We start from the raw sequence: 23,058 nt of genomic DNA on the forward strand, positions 1-23,058 counted from the left end.
GTTGGTTTTAGCTTTGGTACTACATTGCGTTCTTTGCATTATGGTTTTGTACTACATTGAGTTTATTGCATTTTGGTTTTGTACTATATTGCGTTCATTGCATTATGCTTCTTTAATCCAACTCATCATCTCCCGTAATTGTGAGCCCACTTCCTCAAGCGGATGAATTTGTTCGGCTTTTTTCATCGCATAATACGTTGGACGTCCCGCCTGATTTTCTAAAATCCACTTTTTCGCAAATTCTCCTTGTTGAATTTCTTTAAGAACTTGTTTCATCTCCTTTTTCGTCTCTTCTGTAACCATTCTCGAGCCAGTTACATAGTCACCGAACTCAGCTGTATCGGAAATGGAATGGCGCATGGCTGTTAAACCACCCTCGTACATCAAGTCAACAATCAGCTTCAATTCATGCAAGCATTCGAAATAGGCAATCTCCGGGCGATAACCCGCTTCGGTCAGCGTTTCAAAACCAGCTTTTACAAGAGCCGTAACGCCTCCGCAAAGGACCGCCTGCTCACCGAACAAATCAGTTTCTGTTTCTTCTTGGAATGAAGTCTCAATGACACCCGCACGCGTACAGCCGATTCCTTTCGCATAAGCTAGCGCCACATCAAGGGCACTTCCTGTTGCATCCTGATGGACAGCCACTAGTGCTGGAACCCCCTTCCCTTCATTAAACACCCGGCGGACAAGGTGCCCTGGACTTTTCGGTGCGACCATGGCCACATCAACATAGTTTGGAGCTTGAATTTGTCCAAAATGAACATTAAAACCGTGAGAGAAAAGCAACATTTGCCCTTCACGTAAATGTGGTTCTACTTCTTTTCGAAATACTTTTGCCTGTTGCTCATCAGGAAGCAAAACTTGTACCACATCCGCTGTTTGAACCACTTTTTCAACAGACATCACTTGAAAGCCGTCTTGTTCGGCTTGCTGAAAGGATTTCCCTTGGCGTACACCAACGACTACTTTTACACCAGAGTCACGTAAATTCTTTGCTTGAGCATGGCCTTGTGAGCCGTATCCAACAACTGCAACGGTTTTCCCCATTAATACCTCTAGCTGAGCATCTTTATCGTAATATGTTTTCATCTTTCTCCAACTCCCTATAATTTTTCGACTTGTCGTACATCAATCAATTTGTTCAACTGGCGGACGAGCAGTATGGCTTCTGATTCCGTACACGCCGCCGTAATTTTCATTTGTGAAACTTCTTTCATTTCTTGTTCATTTAAGTGTAAAGAAGAAATATTATATCCGCGCCGTGCAAAAACACTGCTTACCCGTAATAACACGCCTGGATCATTTGTAACCACTAATGAGAATGTTTGATTCATTCCTCCCACCTCTTCATAACCATCTCGTGATTTCCTTTATTGGGAGGAACCATTGGGAATACATTTTCCTCCTCCACAACATGGAAGTCGACAACAACAGGTCCTTGGTGAAGAAAGGCTTCCTGCATCGCGTGCTTTGCTTCCGTTGGAGTTTTAGCACGTAATCCTTTTACCCCATAAGCTTCTGCGACCTTAACAAAATCAGGTGACCCGATTTTTGATTCAGATAATCGGTTGTCGTAGAACATTTCTTGCCACTGTCTGACCATTCCGAGGAAATGGTTATTGATGATAAATACCTTTACAGGGATCTGGTTCTCAGCAATCGTCTGTAGTTCTTGAATATTCATTTGAAAGGACGCATCACCCGCTAGGCAGATAACCAGCTTATTTTCTGCTGCTAGCTTGGCGCCGATTGCTGCTGGAAAGCCAAATCCCATGGTTCCTAACCCGCCTGAAGTTAGGAATGTACGCGGGTTCCTTGCTTTATAGAAATGAGCCGCCCACATTTGATGCTGGCCCACTTCAGTTGTGACGATTGCTTCACCCTTCGTTAATTCACTAACTAGGTCAATCACAAACTGCGGTTTTAGCTCTGACTCTTTGTTTTCATAGGAAAGTGGATATTCCTCTTGCCAGTCTTTGACCTCTTTTAGCCACTTATCTGTTTGACCCTGGGTGGACATTTCTAACAACAGTTGCAAAGCTTGTTTCACATCCGATCTAATTGGATAATCCACCATTACATTTTTATGAAATTCTGCCGGATCTATATCCACATGGACTTTCTTAGATTGAGGGGAGAAAAGCTCGAGCTTTCCTGTTACCCGGTCGTCAAATCGAACACCAAAAGCTAGTAGCAAGTCACACTCCGTTACAGCCATATTTGCCGCATATGTACCGTGCATTCCTAACATTCCTAAGAACAGTGGATCATCCGCTGGAAAAGCCCCGAGTCCCATTAAAGTGGACACAACAGGAATATGATTTTTCCTTGCAAATGTTAAAAGTTCCTCTGATGCCTCTCCGTGAATAATGCCTCCTCCAATATAGAGGAGCGGCCGTTTGGCTTCTGAAATCGCTTGGGCTACTATTTCAATTTGCTGTTTATTCGGTTCTGGCTTCGGTTCGTAACCTGGAATAGACAAATCTCCTGTATGAAAATGAGTAACCCAATCATTTTGTACATCCTTTGGAATATCAATGAGAACCGGTCCCGGTCGGCCACTCGTCGCGATATAAAAGGCTTCTTTTATGATACGTGACAGCTGTTTAATGTCTCTTACTTGATAATTATGTTTTGTAACGGGAACCGTGATTCCAACCACATCCGCCTCTTGAAAACCATCTTTACCAATGAGTGATTTAGCCACCTGCCCTGTAATCACCACTAAGGGAGTAGAGTCCATATGTGCGTCGGCTAAACCGGTTACTAAGTTCGTTGCCCCAGGACCGGAAGTGGCGAAAACAACCCCAACTTTGCCTGAGGCTCTCGCGTATCCCTCCGCCGCATGGATGGCCGCTTGTTCATGCCGGGTTAAAATATGTTGAAGGTTGCTACCATATAAGGCATCATAAATCGGTAGAATCGCTCCTCCCGGATAACCAAATACCGTAGTTACACCTAACTCTTCCAAACTTTGAATGACATGTGCAGCACCTGTTACTTTCCTTGTTTCTGTAAAAACAACTTCCTCATATGAAGCGTGTTTTGCCTCCATTACTCTTCTCCTTTCTTTTTTTGTTAAGCGGGTTGTCCGGCTAATCCAGGAACACGTACTCCTTTTTCCAACGTTAGTTTTCGGAATTGTTCTATCAGTTGCTTTGTCATCTCTCCCGGTTTTCCATTACTGATTTCTCTGGAATCGACCTTAACGACTGGAATGACCTCAGCAGCTGTTCCCGTTAAAAAGACTTCATCTGCTACGTACACATCGTGGCGCGTAAAAGGCTGTTCCTCACACGGAATGCCTAACTGTTCACAAAGCTCCATCACAATATTTCGTGTAATCCCTTCAAGTGCCCCAACATAAGCCGGCGGTGTAATCACTTTCCCATTTTTAACGATAAAGACGTTGTCTCCTGATCCTTCACAAACATAGCCTTGCTGGTTCAGGACTAGTGCTTCTAAGACACCTGCTTGAGCTGCTTCCAATTTCACGAGCACACTGTTCAAATAGTTCAATGACTTAATCCGAGGATCGAGGGCATCCGGCACATTGCGGCGTGTGGCAACCGAAACCACATGAAGGCCATTATCATAAAATTCTTGCGGAAACAGTTTCAACTGTTCAGCGATAATGATGACACTTGGTTTCTCGCAGCCACTAGGGTCTAGCCCTAGATTCCCTTTTCCACGGGAAACAATTAACCGAATGTAGGCATCAGCGTACTCATTGGTTTGCAACGTCTGTAAAACGGCTTGCTCCATCTCCTTCATTGACAGCGGGATTGTTAGTAAAATCGATTTAGCCGATTCATAAAGGCGTACCAGATGTTCTTCTAAGCAAAAAACATTTCCTCCATAGCTCCTAATGCCTTCAAACACCCCATCTCCGTATAAAAAACCGTGATCATAAACCGATACCACCGCTTTTTCTTTCTCCACCATTTCTCCATTCATGTAGATGTATTGATTTTTCAACTTACGTCACTCCTTTAAAATTTTGGGTCATTCGATAATCAATTGCTGAGACCAATTATTTTTTGTCATATTCTGACTCAAGACATAAAAAATCCCTCGTCACAGCAATCGATTCACTACATAGTTGTAGCTATCCATTGCTGAGACGAGGGATAATTCGTGGTACCACTCAGCTTCCTTATACTCCTCACGAAATATAAGCTTTGTAAGTCCTATCAGACTCCCGTCCTGTTACCGGAGACGAACCCGTCGCTCACTACTCGGTTACCCTTTCGCAAGCGCTGCTCGGAGGTGATCTTCGATGATTTGATCGTTACTGCCCTCACAGCCTAGGGGCAGCTCTCTGAAAACTCTCTCCATCATCTACTTTCCTCTTCTTTGCATTCATACTATTCTTTATTCTCAAATACATTTTGTTAAGCATGGAAAATTTATACATAAATATTCTTGGCACAAAAAAATCTCTCGCCTCAGCAATCAATGACTACACAAATGTAGCTTTGATTGCTGAGGCGAGAGATTCGCGTTACCACTCAGCTTCCTTATACTCCTCACGAAATATAAGCTTTGTAAGTCCTATCAGACTCCCGTCCTGTTATCGGAGACGAACCCGTCGCTCTCTACTCAGTTACCCTTTCGCAAGCGCCGCTCCGAGGTGATTTTCCATGATTCGATCGTTACCGCCCTCACAGCCTAGGGGCAGCTCTCTGAAACTCTCTTCATCATTTACTTTCCTCTTCTTCGCAGTTCAAATATGTTACGCCTATTATAGATTTGACTTTTTCTAAATGTCAAGAGATTTTTTTGCGGTTTTTTCAAAAAAAAATAAAAGAGTAAAAAAACAGGAACCTTTTCTAAGATTCCTGTTTCACCAACAAAACCATATACTAATATAATAAAAAACACTACTAAAGAGTTAAACCAATCCGTTTTCTCCCGTAATTCGATTTCTACCTAATCTCTTAGATTGGAAGAGTAGATTATCTGCTTGGATATACCCTTTTTCAATCGTTAAAGGACCTGAAAAAGTATGGTAGAAGAGCCCAAAGGAGGATGTATATGTAATGTTATGTTCCATCCCATTAAAATCAACCTCTACGCTTTCCTTTTCAAGCTCCTGTCTGAGTTGTTCAAGTAGTTCGTATGCTTCTTCATAAGTACGGTTCCTTAAGAATAAGGTGAACTCTTCCCCACCGCTCCTAAAAAGAAAGTCATCCTCTTTTAAAAAGCTTTTTAAATAATTGGCGTAATGTCTGAGCACTTCATCACCGATCGCGTGGTTATAAGTATCATTAATCATTTTGAAACGGTCAATATCGGCGACAACAATCCCCATCGTTTCACCTAAAAGGGATAACTCCTTAATCTTTTTATCCATAAAAGCACGATTATGGATTTCTGTTAGAGCATCCTTATAGGCCAGTACCTCGAACTGGTCTCTCTCCATCTTATCTTGCAAATTTTTTGTCTTCATGATAATCGAGTGATTCACAAAATAGTTTAGAACCATCAGTCCGATTAAGTATTGCCACTGCTGTTGCTGTAGAAATACGAATAATAAACCGTTTGCCAAAATAGTTTTTCCTATATCGAAGAGGTTCCAATAATGATAGAATTGAATCCCATCTTTTAGTGTACGAATTTCTTTAATCAGCCAGAAATAGACTAGCATAATGGTGTCGGAGGTAAAGGTTGATACTACTGCAATGATGGTAAAAGTAATCCAGAATCCGAATGGAATACTGGATAATTCAGGCCATAAAAAGAGATATAAATAATAGGCTACTAGGTTGGCAGCCGAAAACGTGGTGATATTATAAAAAGTATATAAATAAGGCCGGTCATTCGCCCTCTTTTTCCATATATTCATGAATAGAATCAATAGATTATGTACTATCTCGTATAGGAGAAGCCCAATAGGCCCTGTATAAATGGCAACAGCAATTCCATAATTAATCGCGTATGCAGTATTTACCCCTTTTAATTCTGATTGAATGCTCAAATGGTAATTAACGATAGAAAAAAGAATAAACAATAAGAGGGCCAAGAATATGTTCTTTGTGTCTAATTCCACTCTATCTCCGAAGAAAGCAATCATTATGACCAATAAAAAGAGTAGAACTTTATAAACAAACTCCTTTTTCAACGAAATCCCCCCTACTGTACCCAAATGCCGATTCTAAATATTATATTATAATAATATCATAACAATTTAATGGTTTAGTATTTAATTTATTATATCATATTTCGCCAATATTTTTAATTTTCTAACTAGTTTCTGTTATCTAAGATTTTTTCCGTTATTAAAAGAAAAGAGTACCCGGTCTATGACCAGATACTCTTCCTTCATTTTTACAGCCCTGGTAGAATCCCAGAGAATAAGCTTAAAATTAACACCGTTATGATTGCAGTAAGACCTGCGATGAACCCACCAAGTGTCCATGCTTTTAACGTTTGAACGACTGTTAGCTTACCGAAGCGGTTCACAACCCAGAAACCTGAGTCGTTTGGAAGTGATAGACCAATTCCTCCCGCACAGATTGCTAGACCAAGTAGGATTGGAGAAACTCCTAATTCAGCCGTCATAGGTCCAAGAATACTAGATGTCGTTACAAGGGCAACTGTTGCAGATCCAAGGGAAGCACGTAGGATTTGTGAGAAAATGAAAGCAAGTAATAATACTGGGATACTCCAGCTTTGCATCGTTTCAATTAAAAAGTCACCGATTCCACTTTTGTTAATAACCGCTCCAAAAGCACCACCCGCACCTGTAACTAAAATGATGATACCTGCTGAGTTGATTGCTTCTGAATAAAGCTTGCTGTTCGGTGTTGCAATATAAGGTCTTAATAGCACTATGGCAGCGATTACACTTATAAGTAAAGCAACGTTTTTCTCACCGACAAAGCCTAAAACGTTTGATAGAGTCGTTTCTGGGAACACCAATTTAGATACTGTGTTAGCTAGAATAAGAACGATTGGAAGAGCTAGCATGAAAAAGCTAAGTCCTGTACTAATTTCTTTTTTCGGTAAATCTTCTTTGTCTACTTCGATTTCTTCAATTTCACCTGAATGATTGATACGTTTACCGATAAATAATCCGTAGATATACCCACCCACAAGTGTTGCTGGGATCGCAACAAGAATTCCATAAAGAATGAATAAACCAAGCTCTGCTCCTGTATTTTCTGCTACAACTAGCGGTCCAGGAGTTGGCGCAATCATGTTATGAGAAACAATTAATCCTACACCAAGTGCTGTTACGAATGAAATAACTGAAATTCCTGTTTTCTTTGATAAACTTTTTACTAGTCCACTTAAAATAACGAACGCTGCATCAAAGAATACTGGGATAGAAACAGCTGTACCCGTTAATGCAAGTCCTGCTGGAGATTTTTTGATTCCAAACACTTTTAATACGGCAGCGGCAATTTTTTCAACCGCACCTGAAGCCCCAAGGAATTGTCCAAAGATTACTCCAAGTCCAATCAAAATCCCTACGCCGGTCAATGTGTTACCAAATCCTTGTGTGACGGTAGCAGCGACTTCACTTAATGGCATCCCAATTGCTAGTGCTGTTAAAAATGCCACCCCAATTAATGATAAAAACGGTTCAACTTTTAATTTTAAGATTAAGAAAAATAGTGCAGCTAAAGCTAAAATGAAAACTACAATTAACATATTGCCTGTAATCATTCCCGATTTCCCCCTTCATTTTAAAAAAATACTATTGTATAAAAGCTTCTAGTAATCAAGCAGAATAGACCCTCCCCTTTTAAGGGACTACCCTACTCTAACTTGTTTATTTATTTTCTAATGTTAACACCACATCTTTTAATGTAGTAACGGCTCCAACGTTACCCGGGAAGATTACGTATGGAATGTAAGGGAATGTGCTTTCTTCCCCCGTTTTCCAAACAGGAATTCCCGGTGCAATTTGCCCTGCGACCGTTGCACGTTTAACGCATAAGCCTTTCGTACCCACATCACTAGACGTAATTCCGCCCTTTGCTATTAAGAAATTAGGTCGGATGGAGAAGTTTCGAACAATACTAGTGACCGCATCGGAAATTTCAACTGAAAGCTTTAATTCCTCTTCTTCCATTCCCTCACCAAGATCAAGTCGTTTTCGTTTCGTATAGATGACCGTTGTAATTCCTTTAGCGACCGTTTGTTCAGCTTCATTTTGAACTCTTGTAATTTCCTCTTTAAAGGCTTCCTTATCTAACACAAGATGAGCATCGAACTCGATAAAATGAAGGTTTGATAGCGTTTGCAATTCTTTCAACTGATCGGTTGTCTTTTGTACGTGTGAACCGACAATCACCAATCCGCCATGTTCTTGTTCCTCACTAATGAGTTCGTCCCTAGTTAATAATGGGCGTGAGGAGATATCTCCAATGACCTTCGTGAACGTAGCCGCTGTACGGAAAACAAATCGTTTTCCTTTTTGAATCGCTAGAATGAGTGCTGTTGTAAAGATTTTAACATCTAACTCTTCCAAAGCATTAACAACCACTTTACCGAAATCGCGAACCTGCATCAGTTGTTCAACGATAGTGTCGATCTCTAAATTTCGGATGGATTCGAGCGAAATATAAGTCACGCTCTCTTTTGAAAATTCACCTTTTGTTTTCTCTTCCACCCATTCACCTAAATGGCTTGATTGGTAACCAAAGGTGCGGTCACTAGCAAATTCCGTTTCCCCAGCTGGTACAAGGGTTTCATCCTGTTGTACATAATGGATGTTGTTAACGGTTAATCTTCCACCTTCTTTGAAAAATGGGAGAATCACTTCACCGTCTACTTTTACACCGCTCGAAGCTTCTATTGTATGGCGAAGAACCTCGGTTTCAAGTGGGTAATGTCCTCTAAGGGTGGAATCCCCCCTGCTAATAATCAGGTAAGGAGCACCCAATTTTTGAGCGATTTTCTCAGAGCGTTCGGCAATATCACGGTGAACTTGTTCGGTTTCCGCCGCTGTAAACGCCCTTGAGTTCGTTAAAATAAAGAATAGTTGATTGTCTTCTAGAAATCCTCGTTCAATCGTATCCTCATTCCAATCGGTATAAACAGACACGCCATGAACCGTTTGAACACCAGTTGGATCATCATCTAAGACAATGATTTTATGAGTAAAAGCCGACCTTACTTCGGACCAAAGCTGTTGTACTTTTTCCTCATTAATAGCAGGATAGAAAGAAAGTTCATCCACTTTTAATGATTTCATCACTTGCTATCACCCTTTACTTCAAAATTCGCAAGTTTTTCGTAAAATTGGATTAATCCGCCGTGATCGTCTCCTGCTTTTCCTTCTGCCATTAACGAGTGATACATTTCAAGAACCTGGCTTGTTAATGGAAGTGGAACACCAATCGAGTGAGCTGTATCCATTACGTTCGTTAAGTCCTTCGCATTGATATCGATTCGTCCGCCTGCAACAAAGTTTCTTTCAAGAATTAAAGGAACCTTTGCATCAAGAACGGCACTACCTGCAAGACCTCCGCGAATCGCTTCATACATTTTCTTTAGGTCAATTCCCGCCTTAGAAGCTAAAATCAGTGCCTCTGACATTGCTGCGATATGAACATTCACTAGTATTTGGTTCGCAAGCTTCGCCGTAGTCCCGCAGCCATGATCCCCCACTAACGTAATGTCCTGTCCCATACTTTGTAGGACTGGTTTGACTGTTTCAAATATGTTTTCCTTACCGCCCACCATGATCGCTAGTGTACCGTCGATCGCTTTCGGCTCTCCCCCACTAACAGGGGCATCTAGCATGTGCATGCCTTTAGCCGCTAGTGCATCCGCAATTTCTTTCGATTGAACCGGAGAAATGGAACTCATATCTACAACGATGGCTCCTACCTTCGCTCCTTCAATGACACCGCTTTCACCAAGGACCACACTAATGACATGTTCTCCCTTTGGAAGCATCGTAAAAATAATCTCGCTATGTTCTCCCACTTCACGTGGAGTTTTAGCACCTCTAGCACCTTGACCGATAAGCTCTTCTACCGCCGCTTGATTGATATCATAAACAGTTACTTCATAACCATTTTTTAATAAATTTTGTGTCATGGGTTTCCCCATAATTCCCAGACCGATAAATCCGAGTTTCATATGAATCCCTCCAATTATGCTGTTTTGGCAAAATGATTGTTGTTATTGTAAAAAACCTAATGCCAATTTAAATTTTGTTAAAAAGCTCTACAAATTGAGATATTAAGCTTTGTAATAAAAACGCTTTCACTAACTTGTCACCAATTGTACACAAAATATTTATTTTTGTATACAAAAATTTTAAAAATGTATACAAAATAAAATAAAACTTTTAAATAGAGGGCTATCGTTCTATACTTTAAAGAAAGGGCTTTCTTTTTAAGAAACCCAAATAAGTCAGAACTTTTAGTAAAGAGTCTGTAAAATGAGGTCGATTTTTTCATGGAAAAGAAAGCACCGCAGCTAGCCTATCTGCAGTCATATGAATATATTCGAGATAAAATCTTAAACGGCGAGCTAGAGCGAGGAACGAAGCTAATCGAGGAGAAATTAGCGGAAGAGCTAGGAGTTAGCCGGACGCCCATCCGTGAATCCATTCGAAAGCTTGAACAAGAAGGACTCGTTAAACAAAAACGGGTCGTTAATCCAACTGATACGGACCTTCGTCATTATTTTGAGGTCAGAATTTTATTAGAAGGCTTTGCTGCGCGATCAGCAGCTACTTATATGAGCGAAGAGAATTTAAAGAAGCTGAAAGACTGCATCGACATTGCTCGAACCGGTGAACCACAGGAAATCATGGAAGCGAACGAATTATTCCATGACCTCATTGTAAAATCAACGAATAACCCTGTTATGGTTGATACAATTGAGCGAATGCAATCCATCATCTACTTATTTCGAAAAACCGTTGTCTACCACAACCGTCCATTCCTGATTGATGAACATCAAGAAATCTATGAAGCGATTCTTGCTCATCAAGGGGATGAAGCGGAACGTTTGATGAAAGAGCATATACAGGAAGATCTTGAATTTTGTTTGCATGTGATGAAGCGGTGAGGATGAGATTGTAACGTACTTGAAAACAACAAAAAGGCCCAATTTAGTAGGTTTAACCGCTAATTGGGCCTTTTTAAATTATTGAAAAAGAATCCTTTACTTAATGAACAATGGTGTCGTGGTGTCAATCGTACAGATCTTCCAAACAGCCCTCTAATGACTTCCCTCCCTGTCGTATTCCCATTATATTCCTGGGACAAGGAACCTGTCCCTCCGACCCGAGTACTAAATTGAACGGTTCTCAACATACTTTTATAAGAGAAATCTTATAGAAGGAGTGGTTATGAGTTGGAAAAGGTGAAGGTTCGTTTACGGCCGATTGTTTCAAATATAAACTTACCCACTGTGATAAAAACAACCATCTTCCCCGGTGACACTGAGGAAAGTCTATTTATTGCGACTCAAGTAGGAGAATTATTTTGTATTAGAAATGGCAATTTGTTCACTTTTTTAGATATTCGTTCGCGTATCATAAAATTAGGTAGAGATAGTGGGTATGATGAACGTGGTTTACTAGGAGTGGCATTTCATCCTTTTTTTCAGAGTAATGGTCTGTTTTATCTTCATTATTCAGTAGCTGGGACACAAGGTCCAGGCACTTCTGTTTCAGGTTCTTTTAAACCAGACCCTTGTGACTCTAGTACCTTACAGCTACGTTGGGAGAATAGAGAAACTCAATACGACCATATGGATACGGTTGAAGAATGGGTCTTACAATCGAATGGTCAGCCAGTAAGACGACGCACTTTATTAAACTTAAAGAGACCATTTTATAATCATAACGGTTTTAATAGTTTAAATTTCTCTCCTGAAACAGGAAAACTAGTTTTAACAACCGGGGATGGAGGATCAGGCTATGATCCATTTAATTTAGCTCATGATGACATGGAAATAGCGGGTAAAATACTTGAAATCGACGTAGCTTCAAATACCTTTTTCGATGATTCGCCCGCCGTCAGCCGCTTTGATGAGCTCCCTTCTTCTATACTGGATACAATTACAATCATGGCTAAAGGAGTTCGAAATATCCCAGGCATTGCATTTCAAAAGGTTTATAATCAGTATATCAAACATGTGGGAAATGTCGGTCAGGATCTAGCCGAGTCAATTTTTTCATTCGTTAACTACACACCTTTACCAGCTAAGGACCTTCTTCGGACTCGTTTGATGAATTCTCCGAGCTTGATTGACTTTGGTTGGCGAGCATGGGAAGGTGCTTTTCCTACGTCCATTATGAGCGACTGCCCAGAAAATTCTACGATTGATAATAAAAAGGTCATCGCTTTTTACAATGAAGCAGTCAGCCATTCAGTTAATCGCATTCCCCCACTCACTACTTATTTTCATGATGAAAATTTGAAGGAAACGCTCTTACAGGAGTTCAACCATATATGGGTAATGAAATACCCGATTTATTTGGAAGCGTTGTGTTTACTGATATTTTCCGTAGCAGTGAATCTCAGTCTCCAGCTAGAGGAGTGTTAGCTCATTCACGGGTAAGATTAGACGGCAAACTTAGTGATTTTCATGTAATCGAAACGGATTACCATTTTGGATCGGATCCAGCTCATTACGTTGGTTTAGGAACGAATCTCACCCAAACGAAACTCTATTTAGGAGTATATAAGTCTTTAAGGGTGACAGATTACAATCAAGGGACTATTTTTGAGATTATTCCGTAATTTAACTTAAGAGCATCTCAGCTGGTTCTTTAAAAACAAATATAGGACAATTTTGTGTAATGAAAATTGTCCTTTTAGTGTAATTCCCCCCACCCAACCTTTTCTCTCTTCAATTGTTCAATTGCATCTAATTTTGCAACCTCAATAACATAGTGATGAATACTGTACCACTATTAGGTAATAGATGGTAAAATAATAAAAATATCATACTGGAGGTTGTACATGAACGTTGAGGAAATAATGGAAAAGCTTGCTGAGCTAGGTTCTGAGCAAACGAAAAAAATATTTATGAATCATGGGGCGAGTGAAAACCTGTTTGGAGTAAAGGTTGGAGATTTAAAAAAGCTCGTCAAGTATGTCAAAAAAGACCAAGAGTTGGCTTTGGCATTATATGATACGGGAAATTCTGATGCTATGTATTTAGCAGGACTGTCTGTTAACCCTAAGTTAATGACAAAAGAAACCCTTCAAAATTGGGTAAAAAAAGCAAACTGGTATATGCTTGCGGAATATACTGTTGCAGGTGTAGCCGCTGAAAGTCCGTATGCTCTGGAACTTGCACGTAAATGGATGGAATCAGATGAAGAGATGACTGCAGTTGCCGGCTGGAGCACATATGCCAACTATTTATCCATCACCCCTGATGAAAAACTCGATTTAGAAGAAGTACGTGCCCTTCTTCATAGAGCTGAAACCACCATTCATCAAGAAAAGAACCGGGTCCGCTATTGTATGAATGGCTTTGTCATTAGTGTAGGAGCCTATGTAAAAGACTTACACGATGAAGCCATTAGAGTCGCTGAAACGATCGGTAAAGTTCATGTCAATATGGGTAACACCGCGTGTAAAGTACCTCTCGCCGTTCCTTATATTAATAAAATAGCAGACCGTGATAAAATTGGTGTGAAACGGAAAACTTGTATTTGTTAAAAAAGGAAATTAATTTACAAGGGATTTCTACTGCGGCCTCGTCTCAACAGAATTGAAACAATGAAAAAACACCCTCTGTATCAAATTTTTGATACTAATGAAGGGTGTTTTTTCGTCGAGAATAAACAGTGATTAATTTAGTCGTCTAATTTGGGGTTCCTTATATCCACAAACAATAAGCGTCTTTTATAAGTTTTATAAGAAAGGCAATTTCTCTACAATAGTCCCCCTCCTCCCCTTTGTGGTTTTGGCTTGAGTCATGGAGTTTAGGATTGATTCTTCGGTTGACTCTGCAGCAGCTACAAAGAGTTGGTTCATGACAGGATGGTCTTCTCTGAGTTGGTGATGAGCAATTGCACTGTTGTTTGATACATGTGGATGAAGATGAGCGGTTGAAAATGCAAGGATGATATCTCCGCTTCCATGACTATAATGACTACCTGTTCTCCCTAAGCCAATTCCACATCGTTTTGCTACTCTTAGTAGTTGTCGATCACTTAATGGGGCATCTGTTGCTAACACGATGATAATTGAGCCATCCGTTGATTTGGATAAAGTAGTAGAGTTTGAGTTTACTTGGTTAAAATACCTCTGGAATTGAAATTCTTCTTTATCTCCAAAATTACTTAGCACCATACACCCAACCGTGTATTCTCCGTTCTCCCCACTATTCACTACTCGTGAAGATGAGCCAATTCCTCCTTTATAGTCAAAGCAAACCATTCCTTTTCCTGCGCCAACATCTCCTTCTTCTGCTTGATTACTGGAAGCTTTCATGATGGCCTCAATGGCATGTTCTGGTTTTACTGGGAATAAGCGAATGCTATTAAGATAGCTGTCATTACATTCCCCTACCACTATATTAATCGTTCCTGTTGTATCACCTATTTCAGGATTGTTTTCTAACATGTATTGCAATGTTCCTTGAGTGACAGAGGGAACACCAAACGTATTTGTTAGCATAATAGGAGATTCAATTAAGCCTAATTCATTCAATTGAACTAGCCCGGTTGTTTTTCCAAACCCATTTAATACATAACTTGCCGCAGTTACCTTTTGTTTAAATAGATTCCCTCCATGCGGAAGAATTGCTGTTACACCTGTACACGCATACTCATCTCCCGATTCATCTATCGGATAATCTAAGGTAACATGTCCAACCTTAACTCCGATAACATCCGTAATACAGTTCTTTTTGCCAGTTGGTAAGGTTCCTATCTCAATACCGTACTCTCGTAACTTCATAAATTCCTCCGCAATCGTTATTTGTAAAATTATTAAAAGACTAGTTTTATCTTGATAACTTATGTGGGCCATCCATTTAAAAAAATTACATACGTTCCATCCTTGTATCTATATATTTTGAAGTGGTTCCTAGTATGTTAAAAAAATAATAGATTATCGATTGTCTCTCAGGAAAAAACAAATGTATTAGTTGATTTACATATGTAAAAATTAACATATTCAAGAAATTTTTTACATAACTTTTTAAAAAGCATTTCAAAACTCTTAATAAACTGATAAGGATAGCAATGTTTCTCTATCTCAATACTTCAAACAAAAAGACTCATGCTAACATCTACTATTATATGAATCAATACGTGTTTATAAATTCGTTAATATTTTTTTGTAATTTATATTCTGAATATTCAATCTATTTTTAGTAAATTTAGTGACGGGAGAGGGACATTTGAACATGAATAATAAATTAAAAGCAATTCAATCCATTAATCATTATCACGGAACAGAAGTGTCGGATCCTTTTAGTTGGCTTGAAGATTCTAGTTCAGAGGAAACGAAACGATGGTTAGAGGAACAAACTGAGAGAACGAAGGAGTACTTCTCAACCCTATCTGATCAACAACCCATTAAGGACAGGCTAACCAAGCTATGGAATTACTCCAGATTTTCTCCTCCACAAAAACATGGAGACTATTACTACTTTACTATGAACGAAGGATTGAAAAACCAAGATATTTTATACAGGACAAAGGATTTAAAGACCGAAACGTTCGAAACTGTCATTGATCCAAATTCATTTAGCAAGAAAGGAACAATAGCGTTAACAAAATTAGCATTTAATGCAGACGGCTCCTTATTAGCCTATGCAACATCACTCAATGGTAGTGACTCGGAAGAAATAAGAATTCTAGACTTACACACGGGGAAGGAATTTTATGAAGTAATAAAATGGTGCAAATTCACTTGCATTACTTGGGATGAAACAGGAAAAGGCTTTTATTACAATCGTTTTCCAGATCCAAAAACCGTTAATGTAGAAGATCAAAATAACTATAACAAGTTATATTGGCATCAAGTTGGAACGGAACAATCGGAAGATCCACTAATCTTTGAACGTCCTGATGTAAAAGAGTTAGCATTTGATTCATTCCTTACTGAAGATCGTCGCTATTTAATTATTAAAGGATGGAATGGTTCCGGGGTAAAAAACCGACTGTATTACAAAGATTTACATAATGATAGTCCAATCATAAAACTATTAGATGACGAAGATGCCACTTACACATTCCTCAGCAACAAGGGCACATTATTCTATATTTACACAAATGAAAATGCACCTATGGGAAAGGTGATTGCCATTGACATCAACGAGCCAAGCCGTAATAACTGGCAAGAGGTAATCCCTGAAAAAAGGGACGTTCTACAAGTAGCTCGTATCATCAATAATCAGCTTGTTTTATGTTACTTGCATCATGCCTACCACCAATTAGAACTATTCGATTTAGACGGTTCTTATATAAAAAACATCCCGCTTCCTGGAATGGGTTCGGTTATCATCAACGATTCCATTAATGAAGTGTTTGGAAATGTTAATAGTGCTGAATTGTTTATAAGTTACACCTCTTTTACTGAGCCAAACACCGTTTATCATTATGATTTTACCCTAGAGAAACTAACAAAGGTTTTCTCTCAAAAAAGTAAGAATAATGTGGCTTCTCCATTTGAAACAAATCAAGTATTTTATACATCCAAAGACGGCACCAAAATACCCATGTTTATTACAGCAAATAAACATTTAAACAAAGAGACTACTCATCCAGTGATCCTAACCGCTTACGGAGGGTTTAGTAGATGTAATTCGCCATTCCATTCCCCTTTTTATCAGAAGTGGTTAGAAGATGGTGGCATGGTCGTACTTGCAAACATTAGAGGTGGCGGAGAATTTGGAGAAGAATGGCATAAGGCAGGCATGCGCGAAAACAAACAAAATGTATTCAACGATTTCATTGCTGCTGCTGAATGGTTAATTGAAAACAAGTACACAGAATCATCTAAACTTTCAATGTTAGGGATGAGCAATGGAGGCTTACTTGTATCCGCTTGTATGGTGCAGCGTCCTGAATTGTTTGGATCGGTCATATGTCAAGTCCCTCTAACAGACATGCTAAAATACCATACTTTCACAGTTGGTAGGTTCTGGATTTCTGAGTATGGAAGTGCTGAAGAAAATCCTGAAATGTTTCAATCACTATTGGCTTACTCTCCTTATCATAATGTAAAAACAGGAGTTTCCTACCCTCCTATTTTAATTACGACAGCAGATACCGATGACCGGGTCGTTCCTGCTCATGCAATGAAATTTGCTGCAGCCTTGCAAGCTTCAGATAGTAAAAATCCAGTTATTTTACGCATGGAGAAGGATGCGGGACATGGAGTAGGAAAACCGGTTAAAAAGCAGATTGATGAGTTCACTGATATTTATACTTTTCTATCTCATTTGCACTTAAGAAATTAACACGGGAGGAGTAACGACCTCCTCTTCTATTCTAAATAAACGGGTTGAAGTTAAGGAAGATCATTGGGCTTGGAGGTAATCACTTGTCTAAATATATCGGTAGACGAATTTTAACAGGAACCCTTATCATTTTTGTTTCTATATTCTTAAATTTCTCCATTATTCATTTGGCACCAGGAGATCCCATCTCTATGCTGTCTGGCCAGGAAGCTCCCTCTCCTGAAATGATAGAAGCTTTACAGAAAAAATACGGATTAGATCAACCGATCATGGTACAGTTCTATTCCTATATTAAAACACTATTAAGTGGAGACCTTGGCGAATCGATATTAAGTAACGAACCTGTCACTAAAATTATCATTGATCGGTTAGCTGCAACGCTCTTTTTATGCCTCACTTCTGCCATACTCTCAGTGATTATTGGTAGTCTACTAGGAATCTATTGTGCAAGACGTATGGGTTCTAAAATTGATGTCACTTTAAATGGAATTTCTTATATCTTTGACTCCATGCCTACATTTTGGTTAGGAATGATGTTAATTTTACTATTCTCTTCATGGTTACCTATTTTCCCAACTGCGGGAATGACGAATCTGCGTGAAGGTTATACAGGAGTGGCCTACCTTTTCGATGTCTTATACCATTCTATTTTACCAATGACTGCTCTCACTCTTATTAGTGTTCCGTATTATTTTAGAATCTCCCGTTCTTCTGTTATTCAAGTCATGTCAGAGGACTTTATTACTACTTTTAAAGCAGCTGGAATGAAAGAGAATCAAATTTTTAGAAAATACGTGTTTAAAAATGCCATCTTACCTACTGTAACTGTTTTTGGTATTACTCTAGCGTTTATTGTTACAGGTGCAGCCATTATTGAAATTATCTTTTCTTGGCCAGGGATGGGTCAATTAATGTTAAATGCCATCATGAGGAGAGATTATCCTCTCTTAATGGGAATCTATCTAGTTCTTTCCATTTCAGTCGTAATCACCATGATTATTGTAGATGTTGTATATGCTTTTATAGACCCGAGAATTCGATATAAAAAATGAGGTGATTCTATGCGGGATGAAAAGATGCTTATTAAGTTTAAAAGAAAACTAGAAATCATTAATGATATTCCTCAACTTAAATACGGATTGATTCTATTAGGGTTATTGTTAGTTATCGCGCTTTTTGCTCCAATTATCGCTCCTTATGATCCTTATGCATTAAGCAATGACACCGTGTCTCCACCTAGTAAAAGCCATTTACTAGGCACAGATGGTTTGGGTCACGATATGTTTAGCATGATTGTATATGGAGCTCGGACTTCTTTAGTCATCGGCGTCATTGCTGCTCTTATTTCAGGTTTAATAGGAACAATTCTTGGTGGTATTGCAGGATTCTACGGTGGAAAAGCAGATCGATTTTTGAACGAGATTACGAATATCTTTTTCATAACTCCTACCTTCTTTTTAATCCTAATCATTGTTGCCTTATATGGTAGTAGCATCATTAATGTCATATTGGTTATCGGACTCACCGTTTGGACGGGTAACGCACGGTTAATGAGAGCCCAGGCCATGTCCCTAAGAGAACGAACTTTTGTAAAAAGTGCATTTGCTATTGGAGAAAGTAAGAGACAAGTGTTATTTAAACATATTATTCCTAATGGGATCTTCCCTATCATTTCTAATACGACCATGAATATCTCTGCTGCCATTCTTATTGAATCTGGCCTAAGTTTTCTTGGTTTAGGTGATCCAAATGTTATAAGTTGGGGGCAAATTGTAAGTGATGGTCGTTCCTATTTAACTACTGCTTGGTGGATTTCTACTTTTTCAGGACTTTGTATCGTATTCACTGTGTTAGCCTTTTATCTTGTTGGTGATGGTCTCAATCGTGTTCTTAGCCCTAAACTTAGCAATCATTCATAGGAGGTGGATAAATTGCCCATTTTGCAAGTAAAAAACTTAAATGTTACTTATCAGACAAAAAACAAACAAATTACCGCCGTAAACAAGGTGAATTTTTCTATCAATGAACAAGATTCAATTGGAATTGTTGGCGAGTCTGGTTCAGGGAAATCTACTTTAGCCATGGCTATTTTACGACTACTTCCAAATCGAATCGCAACAGTGGAAGGAGAAGTTTATCTAAACGGAAAGGATTTTCTCAAACTGTCTGATGAGGAATTAACAAAAAAGAGATGGAAAGAAATTGCCGTTGTATTCCAAAAGGCTATGAATGCTCTAAGTCCTGTTCATAAAATAGGATCTCAGATGGTAGATATTTTTCAAATTCATGATAAACAACTATCTAAAAAAGAAATAAAAAATAGAATGATTGATTTATTAGAAATGGTTAATTTACCACCACGAGTCTATAATCTTTACCCTTTTGAATTGTCCGGCGGGATGCTTCAGCGGGTCTCGATTGCCATTAGCTTAATGCATAATCCAAAACTATTAATACTTGATGAAGCAACCACTGCCTTAGACGTAGTGACACAGGGCCAAATACTAGAAAACATTATGGAGCTAGAAAAGAACTTCAATACCACTCGTATGATGATTACTCACGATATGTCCGTTGTGGCTTCTAGTTGTAAGAAAGTGGTAGTGATGTATGGAGGGCATATCCTCGAGTCAGGGTTAGTAAAAGATGTTCTAAAAAACCCAAAACATCCATATACAAAAGGATTACTAGAATCATTGCCTTCCTTTACGGGTGAAAAAAATAATATTCGTGGAATTCCTGGTTCCCTACCAGACTTAAGTTCCCCTATGAAAGGCTGTGTTTTTGCGAATCGATGTGAACATGTCATGGACATATGCAGGGAAAAACTCCCTTCAGAAGTGGCTTTACCTGGTGAGCACAAAATATCTTGTCACCTTATAGGAGGTGAATTGGATGACTAACCAACTTACAAAAGCAATCGAAGTAAACAATGTTTATAAGCATTATAAGCAAAGAAATAATATGCTCTCTACCAAAAATAAAGCTGATAGAAATGCCCTTGTTAAATCAGTGGATGGTATAAGCTTCTCTCTGGAAAAAGGAGAAGTTCTAGGTATTATCGGTGAAAGCGGTTGTGGAAAGTCTACCCTAGGACGACTTTTAGTTAACCTAGAAAATACGACAAAAGGTACCATTAGCTTTAATGGAATATCTGCTCAAGAGCTTTACAAGAAAGATAGATTGAAATTTTACCGCACTGCCCAAATCATTTTTCAAAACCCCTTTGATACCTTTGATCCGAGGTTCAACATCGCTAAGATTCTTACGGGGACCCTGAAGCTACACAATATCGGGAAAAATCATGAAGAACGTTTGTCTATGTGTATTGATGTAATGGAAAAGGCAGGGTTGAGTCCAGCCAAAGACTTTTTATTTCGTTTCCCACATGAACTATCAGGAGGACAGCTGCAACGAATATCTATACTACGTTCCATGCTGCTAGACCCATTATTTCTAGTTGCTGATGAACCCGTATCTATGCTAGATGTATCCATACGTGCGGATATTATCAATCTACTAGTCAATCTTACTCGAAAACAAAACACTGCCTTAGTATTCATCAGCCATGATATTACCACTACTCGGTATATTTCAGATCGAGTTGCGGTCATGTATCTTGGAAGAATCGTTGAAATGGGCTCAACGGATGATGTGTTACACAATCCACAACATCCTTATACGAGAGCATTAATTTCCAATTTCACTAGAATTGATGATTCTTTTGAAAAACGAGAAGTAATTCCCATTAAAGGAGAGCCACCAACCCCTATTAATACAGGACCTGGATGTTATTTTTATTCGAGATGCTTCCAAAGACGGGACTCATGTAAAACAGAGTATCCCGATTATATAGACGTTGGCAATGATCATTTAGTTAGTTGCCCTTATATTCCGGAAAAGGAATAGAGCATTTTAGTAGTTCTATCATGCGGATTGTCTTCAGGAATGGGTAAACCACTCTATTTCTGAATAAATATAAAAAATTCAAGGAGGTTATTTTGTGAGAAAAGGCCTTTCCATGTTAATGATTGCATTTATTCTTTTAATGATTACAGGCTGTACGGGAACAAAAGAAACGGGTACGACGACAGACAAGGGTTCAAGTTCAGAACCTAAAAAAGGTGGCACATTCATTGTAAGTATTGATGAAAATGTTGATAATCTTAACCCAGATGCCAATGGAGGTCAATCATTCTATCCAATGGCACAAAATATTTTTAGCCGCCTGATTAAAATTAATAATGAACAAAAAATCATTCCTGATCTAGCAAAGGATTGGGTAGTTTCAGAAGATGGGACTGAAATCACATTTAATTTAAATACGAATGTGAAATGGCATGATGGAAAAGACTTCTCTTGTAATGATGTAAAATGGACTCTAGACACCATTAAAGCTAATAATGGTTTCGCAGTTGGAAATTTAAAAAACATTAAAGAAGTAAGTTGCACTGATGCAAACACTACTGTGATTCAGTTAAATCATGCGGATGTAACATTTTTAGGGAATTTAGCTTGGTACGGTACTTTTATCTTACCGGAGCATGTTTATAGTGGAGACAACTGGGAAGCGGGTACGAGTATTGATCCAGTAGGTTCTGGTCCTTTCAAATTTGAAAAGTTTGATAACGGAAAAAGTATGACACTTGTAAGAAATGATGACTATTTTGGGCATGTTCCATATGTAGATAAGGTGATTTTCTCCATTATTCCTGATGAAAACACCATGATGCAAGCATTCCTGAATGGTGATGTTGATAGTTCAGAACTTCCTCCACCAACTGCTATGATTCAACAAATGAAAGATGATCCTTCTATCGTGGTGGATCCTAATCTCTTTCCGGCACGTTATTATATCGCCTTTAATTTTGCAGAAAAACCTTTCGATAACTTAAAGGCACGACAGGCTGTTGCCTACGCCTTAGATAATAATGATATTGTAAACAAAGCAATGAATGGTCTTGCCATTCCAGCAGAATACTTCTTATCACCTGTATATGACTGGGCTGTTACAGACGATTATAAAGTCACTGGATATGATCCTAAAAAAGCTGAAGACTTGCTGAAAGAAGCTGGTTATACGAAAAACAAAGATGGATTTTATTTCGATGTTAGTTTTGACGTCTATGAATATAGCGCGTTTGTTGATGTAGCCAAAGTGGTTCAATATCAACTGAAACAAATTGGGATTAATGTAAAGCTAAACGTTCTTGAATTCGCTGCTTGGAGTGAAAAAGTTCAGAAAAACAAGAACTTTAATATGGCCATCACGAACGGTTATCATGGTCCTGATGTAGGCTCCATTGCCTTCCGTGTAGCTTCAGACGGTACAAACAATTTTTCAGGCTATCATAACTCAGATTTAGATAAACTATTATCAGAAGGTTCACAACTATACGATGAGGAAACACGTGCTCCTCTGTATAAAGACGTTCAACGTATTTTATCAGAAGACTTACCGATATACCCGATTGCGGACGAAAATGGATTTTTACCATATAAAAGTTACGTAAAAGGCCATCCGACTTCCGACGAAGCAATAGATTATACCGGTTTCAGTGAGTTCAATTATGTATGGCTTGATAATTAAAGAATGTTAATGTAAGTAGGTCCCGGGATAAAGCATAGGGACCTACTTTTCACTTA

At 38.9% G+C, this 23,058-nt stretch carries 17 protein-coding genes, 1 pseudogene and 1 other annotated feature; of the genes and pseudogenes, 9 read left to right on the forward strand and 9 right to left on the reverse strand.

All coding sequences use genetic code 11. From position 1 onward, the window contains the following. Window positions 1-102: 102 nt before the first annotated feature. The 8 genes from SM124_RS11140 to garR form a co-directional block, all read right to left on the reverse strand. Complete coding sequence (locus SM124_RS11140; protein ID WP_322446600.1) at window positions 103-1,092, reverse strand: ketol-acid reductoisomerase; 990 nt, start codon at window positions 1,090-1,092, stop codon at window positions 103-105. A 14-nt stretch (window positions 1,093-1,106) separates the two neighbouring features. Further along, window positions 1,107-1,337 carry an ACT domain-containing protein gene (locus SM124_RS11145; protein WP_322446601.1) on the reverse strand — a complete coding sequence of 77 codons (231 nt, stop codon included), beginning with the start codon at window positions 1,335-1,337 and terminating at the stop codon, window positions 1,107-1,109. Next, a complete protein-coding gene (gene ilvB / locus SM124_RS11150) occupies window positions 1,334-3,058 on the reverse strand; it encodes an acetolactate synthase large subunit (RefSeq protein ID WP_322446602.1) in 1,725 nt (574 codons plus the stop codon). The genes SM124_RS11145 and ilvB overlap by 4 nt, the downstream gene beginning before the upstream one ends. 23 nt (window positions 3,059-3,081) lie before the next feature. Continuing rightward, window positions 3,082-3,981: a branched-chain-amino-acid transaminase gene (gene ilvE, locus SM124_RS11155; protein ID WP_322446603.1), complete on the reverse strand. Its 900-nt coding sequence runs from the start codon at window positions 3,979-3,981 to the stop codon at window positions 3,082-3,084. Between the two features lie 138 nt (window positions 3,982-4,119). Then, window positions 4,120-4,369 (reverse strand) — a binding site (T-box leader). A 528-nt stretch (window positions 4,370-4,897) separates the two neighbouring features. Further along, window positions 4,898-6,127 (reverse strand): GGDEF domain-containing protein, encoded by a 1,230-nt coding sequence (locus tag SM124_RS11160; RefSeq protein WP_322446604.1) that lies wholly within the window; start codon window positions 6,125-6,127, stop codon window positions 4,898-4,900. A 206-nt stretch (window positions 6,128-6,333) separates the two neighbouring features. Next, window positions 6,334-7,677, reverse strand: a complete 1,344-nt coding sequence (locus tag SM124_RS11165) for a GntP family permease (RefSeq protein ID WP_322446605.1) — start codon at window positions 7,675-7,677, stop codon at window positions 6,334-6,336. A 106-nt stretch (window positions 7,678-7,783) separates the two neighbouring features. Next, entirely contained in the window at window positions 7,784-9,211 is a 1,428-nt protein-coding gene (locus tag SM124_RS11170) for a four-carbon acid sugar kinase family protein (protein WP_322446752.1), read from the reverse strand. After that, the gene (gene garR, locus SM124_RS11175) at window positions 9,211-10,104 is read right to left on the reverse strand and encodes a 2-hydroxy-3-oxopropionate reductase (RefSeq protein WP_407691400.1); all 894 of its coding nucleotides are present in this window, start codon (window positions 10,102-10,104) and stop codon (window positions 9,211-9,213) included. The genes SM124_RS11170 and garR overlap by 1 nt, the downstream gene beginning before the upstream one ends. Before the next feature lie 321 nt (window positions 10,105-10,425). On the opposite strand from garR, the gene SM124_RS11180 reads away from it, so the two are divergent. The 3 genes and pseudogenes from SM124_RS11180 to SM124_RS11190 all read left to right on the forward strand — a co-directional run bounded on the left by SM124_RS11180 (window position 10,426) and on the right by SM124_RS11190 (window position 13,655). Continuing rightward, complete coding sequence (locus SM124_RS11180; RefSeq protein ID WP_322446606.1) at window positions 10,426-11,043, forward strand: GntR family transcriptional regulator; 618 nt, start codon at window positions 10,426-10,428, stop codon at window positions 11,041-11,043. Between the two features lie 288 nt (window positions 11,044-11,331). Next, window positions 11,332-12,725: pseudogene (locus SM124_RS11185) on the forward strand (PQQ-dependent sugar dehydrogenase). A gap of 222 nt (window positions 12,726-12,947) precedes the next feature. Next, window positions 12,948-13,655: a DNA alkylation repair protein gene (locus SM124_RS11190; RefSeq protein ID WP_322446607.1), complete on the forward strand. Its 708-nt coding sequence runs from the start codon at window positions 12,948-12,950 to the stop codon at window positions 13,653-13,655. Between the two features lie 195 nt (window positions 13,656-13,850). On the opposite strand, the gene SM124_RS11195 is transcribed toward SM124_RS11190, so the two are convergent. Further along, on the reverse strand, window positions 13,851-14,900 hold the full coding sequence (locus SM124_RS11195) for a DmpA family aminopeptidase (RefSeq protein ID WP_322446608.1): 1,050 nt from the start codon (window positions 14,898-14,900) through the stop codon (window positions 13,851-13,853). 451 nt (window positions 14,901-15,351) lie between these two features. Here SM124_RS11195 and SM124_RS11200 point away from each other — a divergent pair, with 451 nt between their 5' ends. From SM124_RS11200 to SM124_RS11225, 6 genes are all read left to right on the forward strand, one after another. Then, on the forward strand, window positions 15,352-17,412 hold the full coding sequence (locus tag SM124_RS11200) for a prolyl oligopeptidase family serine peptidase (RefSeq protein WP_322446754.1): 2,061 nt from the start codon (window positions 15,352-15,354) through the stop codon (window positions 17,410-17,412). 83 nt (window positions 17,413-17,495) lie between these two features. Next, window positions 17,496-18,464: an ABC transporter permease gene (locus SM124_RS11205; RefSeq protein WP_322446609.1), complete on the forward strand. Its 969-nt coding sequence runs from the start codon at window positions 17,496-17,498 to the stop codon at window positions 18,462-18,464. A gap of 9 nt (window positions 18,465-18,473) precedes the next feature. Next, window positions 18,474-19,331 (forward strand): ABC transporter permease, encoded by an 858-nt coding sequence (locus SM124_RS11210; protein WP_322446610.1) that lies wholly within the window; start codon window positions 18,474-18,476, stop codon window positions 19,329-19,331. 12 nt (window positions 19,332-19,343) lie between these two features. Further along, window positions 19,344-20,315 carry an ABC transporter ATP-binding protein gene (locus tag SM124_RS11215; RefSeq protein ID WP_322446611.1) on the forward strand — a complete coding sequence of 324 codons (972 nt, stop codon included), beginning with the start codon at window positions 19,344-19,346 and terminating at the stop codon, window positions 20,313-20,315. Beyond that, window positions 20,308-21,321 carry an oligopeptide/dipeptide ABC transporter ATP-binding protein gene (locus SM124_RS11220; RefSeq protein WP_322446612.1) on the forward strand — a complete coding sequence of 338 codons (1,014 nt, stop codon included), beginning with the start codon at window positions 20,308-20,310 and terminating at the stop codon, window positions 21,319-21,321. Before SM124_RS11215 ends, SM124_RS11220 begins: the two co-directional genes overlap by 8 nt. A gap of 94 nt (window positions 21,322-21,415) precedes the next feature. Further along, a complete protein-coding gene (locus SM124_RS11225; RefSeq protein ID WP_322446613.1) occupies window positions 21,416-23,002 on the forward strand; it encodes an ABC transporter substrate-binding protein in 1,587 nt (528 codons plus the stop codon). Window positions 23,003-23,058 lie beyond the last annotated feature (56 nt).

It is taken from the genome of Robertmurraya mangrovi, from assembly GCF_034427655.1.
Classification (GTDB): domain Bacteria; phylum Bacillota; class Bacilli; order Bacillales; family Cytobacillaceae; genus Robertmurraya_A; species Robertmurraya_A mangrovi.

Coding starts and splice junctions, on each gene's coding strand:
- SM124_RS11195 (WP_322446608.1), bottom strand. CDS start 14,900: ATGAAGTTACGAGAGTACGGTATTGAGATAGGAACCTTACCAACTGGC.
- garR (WP_407691400.1), bottom strand. CDS start 10,104: ATGAAACTCGGATTTATCGGTCTGGGAATTATGGGGAAACCCATGACA.
- SM124_RS11145 (WP_322446601.1), bottom strand. CDS start 1,337: ATGAATCAAACATTCTCATTAGTGGTTACAAATGATCCAGGCGTGTTA.
- ilvB (WP_322446602.1), bottom strand. CDS start 3,058: ATGGAGGCAAAACACGCTTCATATGAGGAAGTTGTTTTTACAGAAACA.
- SM124_RS11190 (WP_322446607.1), top strand. CDS start 12,948: ATGAACGTTGAGGAAATAATGGAAAAGCTTGCTGAGCTAGGTTCTGAG.
- SM124_RS11170 (WP_322446752.1), bottom strand. CDS start 9,211: ATGAAATCATTAAAAGTGGATGAACTTTCTTTCTATCCTGCTATTAAT.
- SM124_RS11200 (WP_322446754.1), top strand. CDS start 15,352: ATGAATAATAAATTAAAAGCAATTCAATCCATTAATCATTATCACGGA.
- SM124_RS11220 (WP_322446612.1), top strand. CDS start 20,308: ATGACTAACCAACTTACAAAAGCAATCGAAGTAAACAATGTTTATAAG.
- SM124_RS11180 (WP_322446606.1), top strand. CDS start 10,426: ATGGAAAAGAAAGCACCGCAGCTAGCCTATCTGCAGTCATATGAATAT.
- SM124_RS11140 (WP_322446600.1), bottom strand. CDS start 1,092: ATGAAAACATATTACGATAAAGATGCTCAGCTAGAGGTATTAATGGGG.
- SM124_RS11165 (WP_322446605.1), bottom strand. CDS start 7,677: ATGATTACAGGCAATATGTTAATTGTAGTTTTCATTTTAGCTTTAGCT.
- SM124_RS11210 (WP_322446610.1), top strand. CDS start 18,474: ATGCGGGATGAAAAGATGCTTATTAAGTTTAAAAGAAAACTAGAAATC.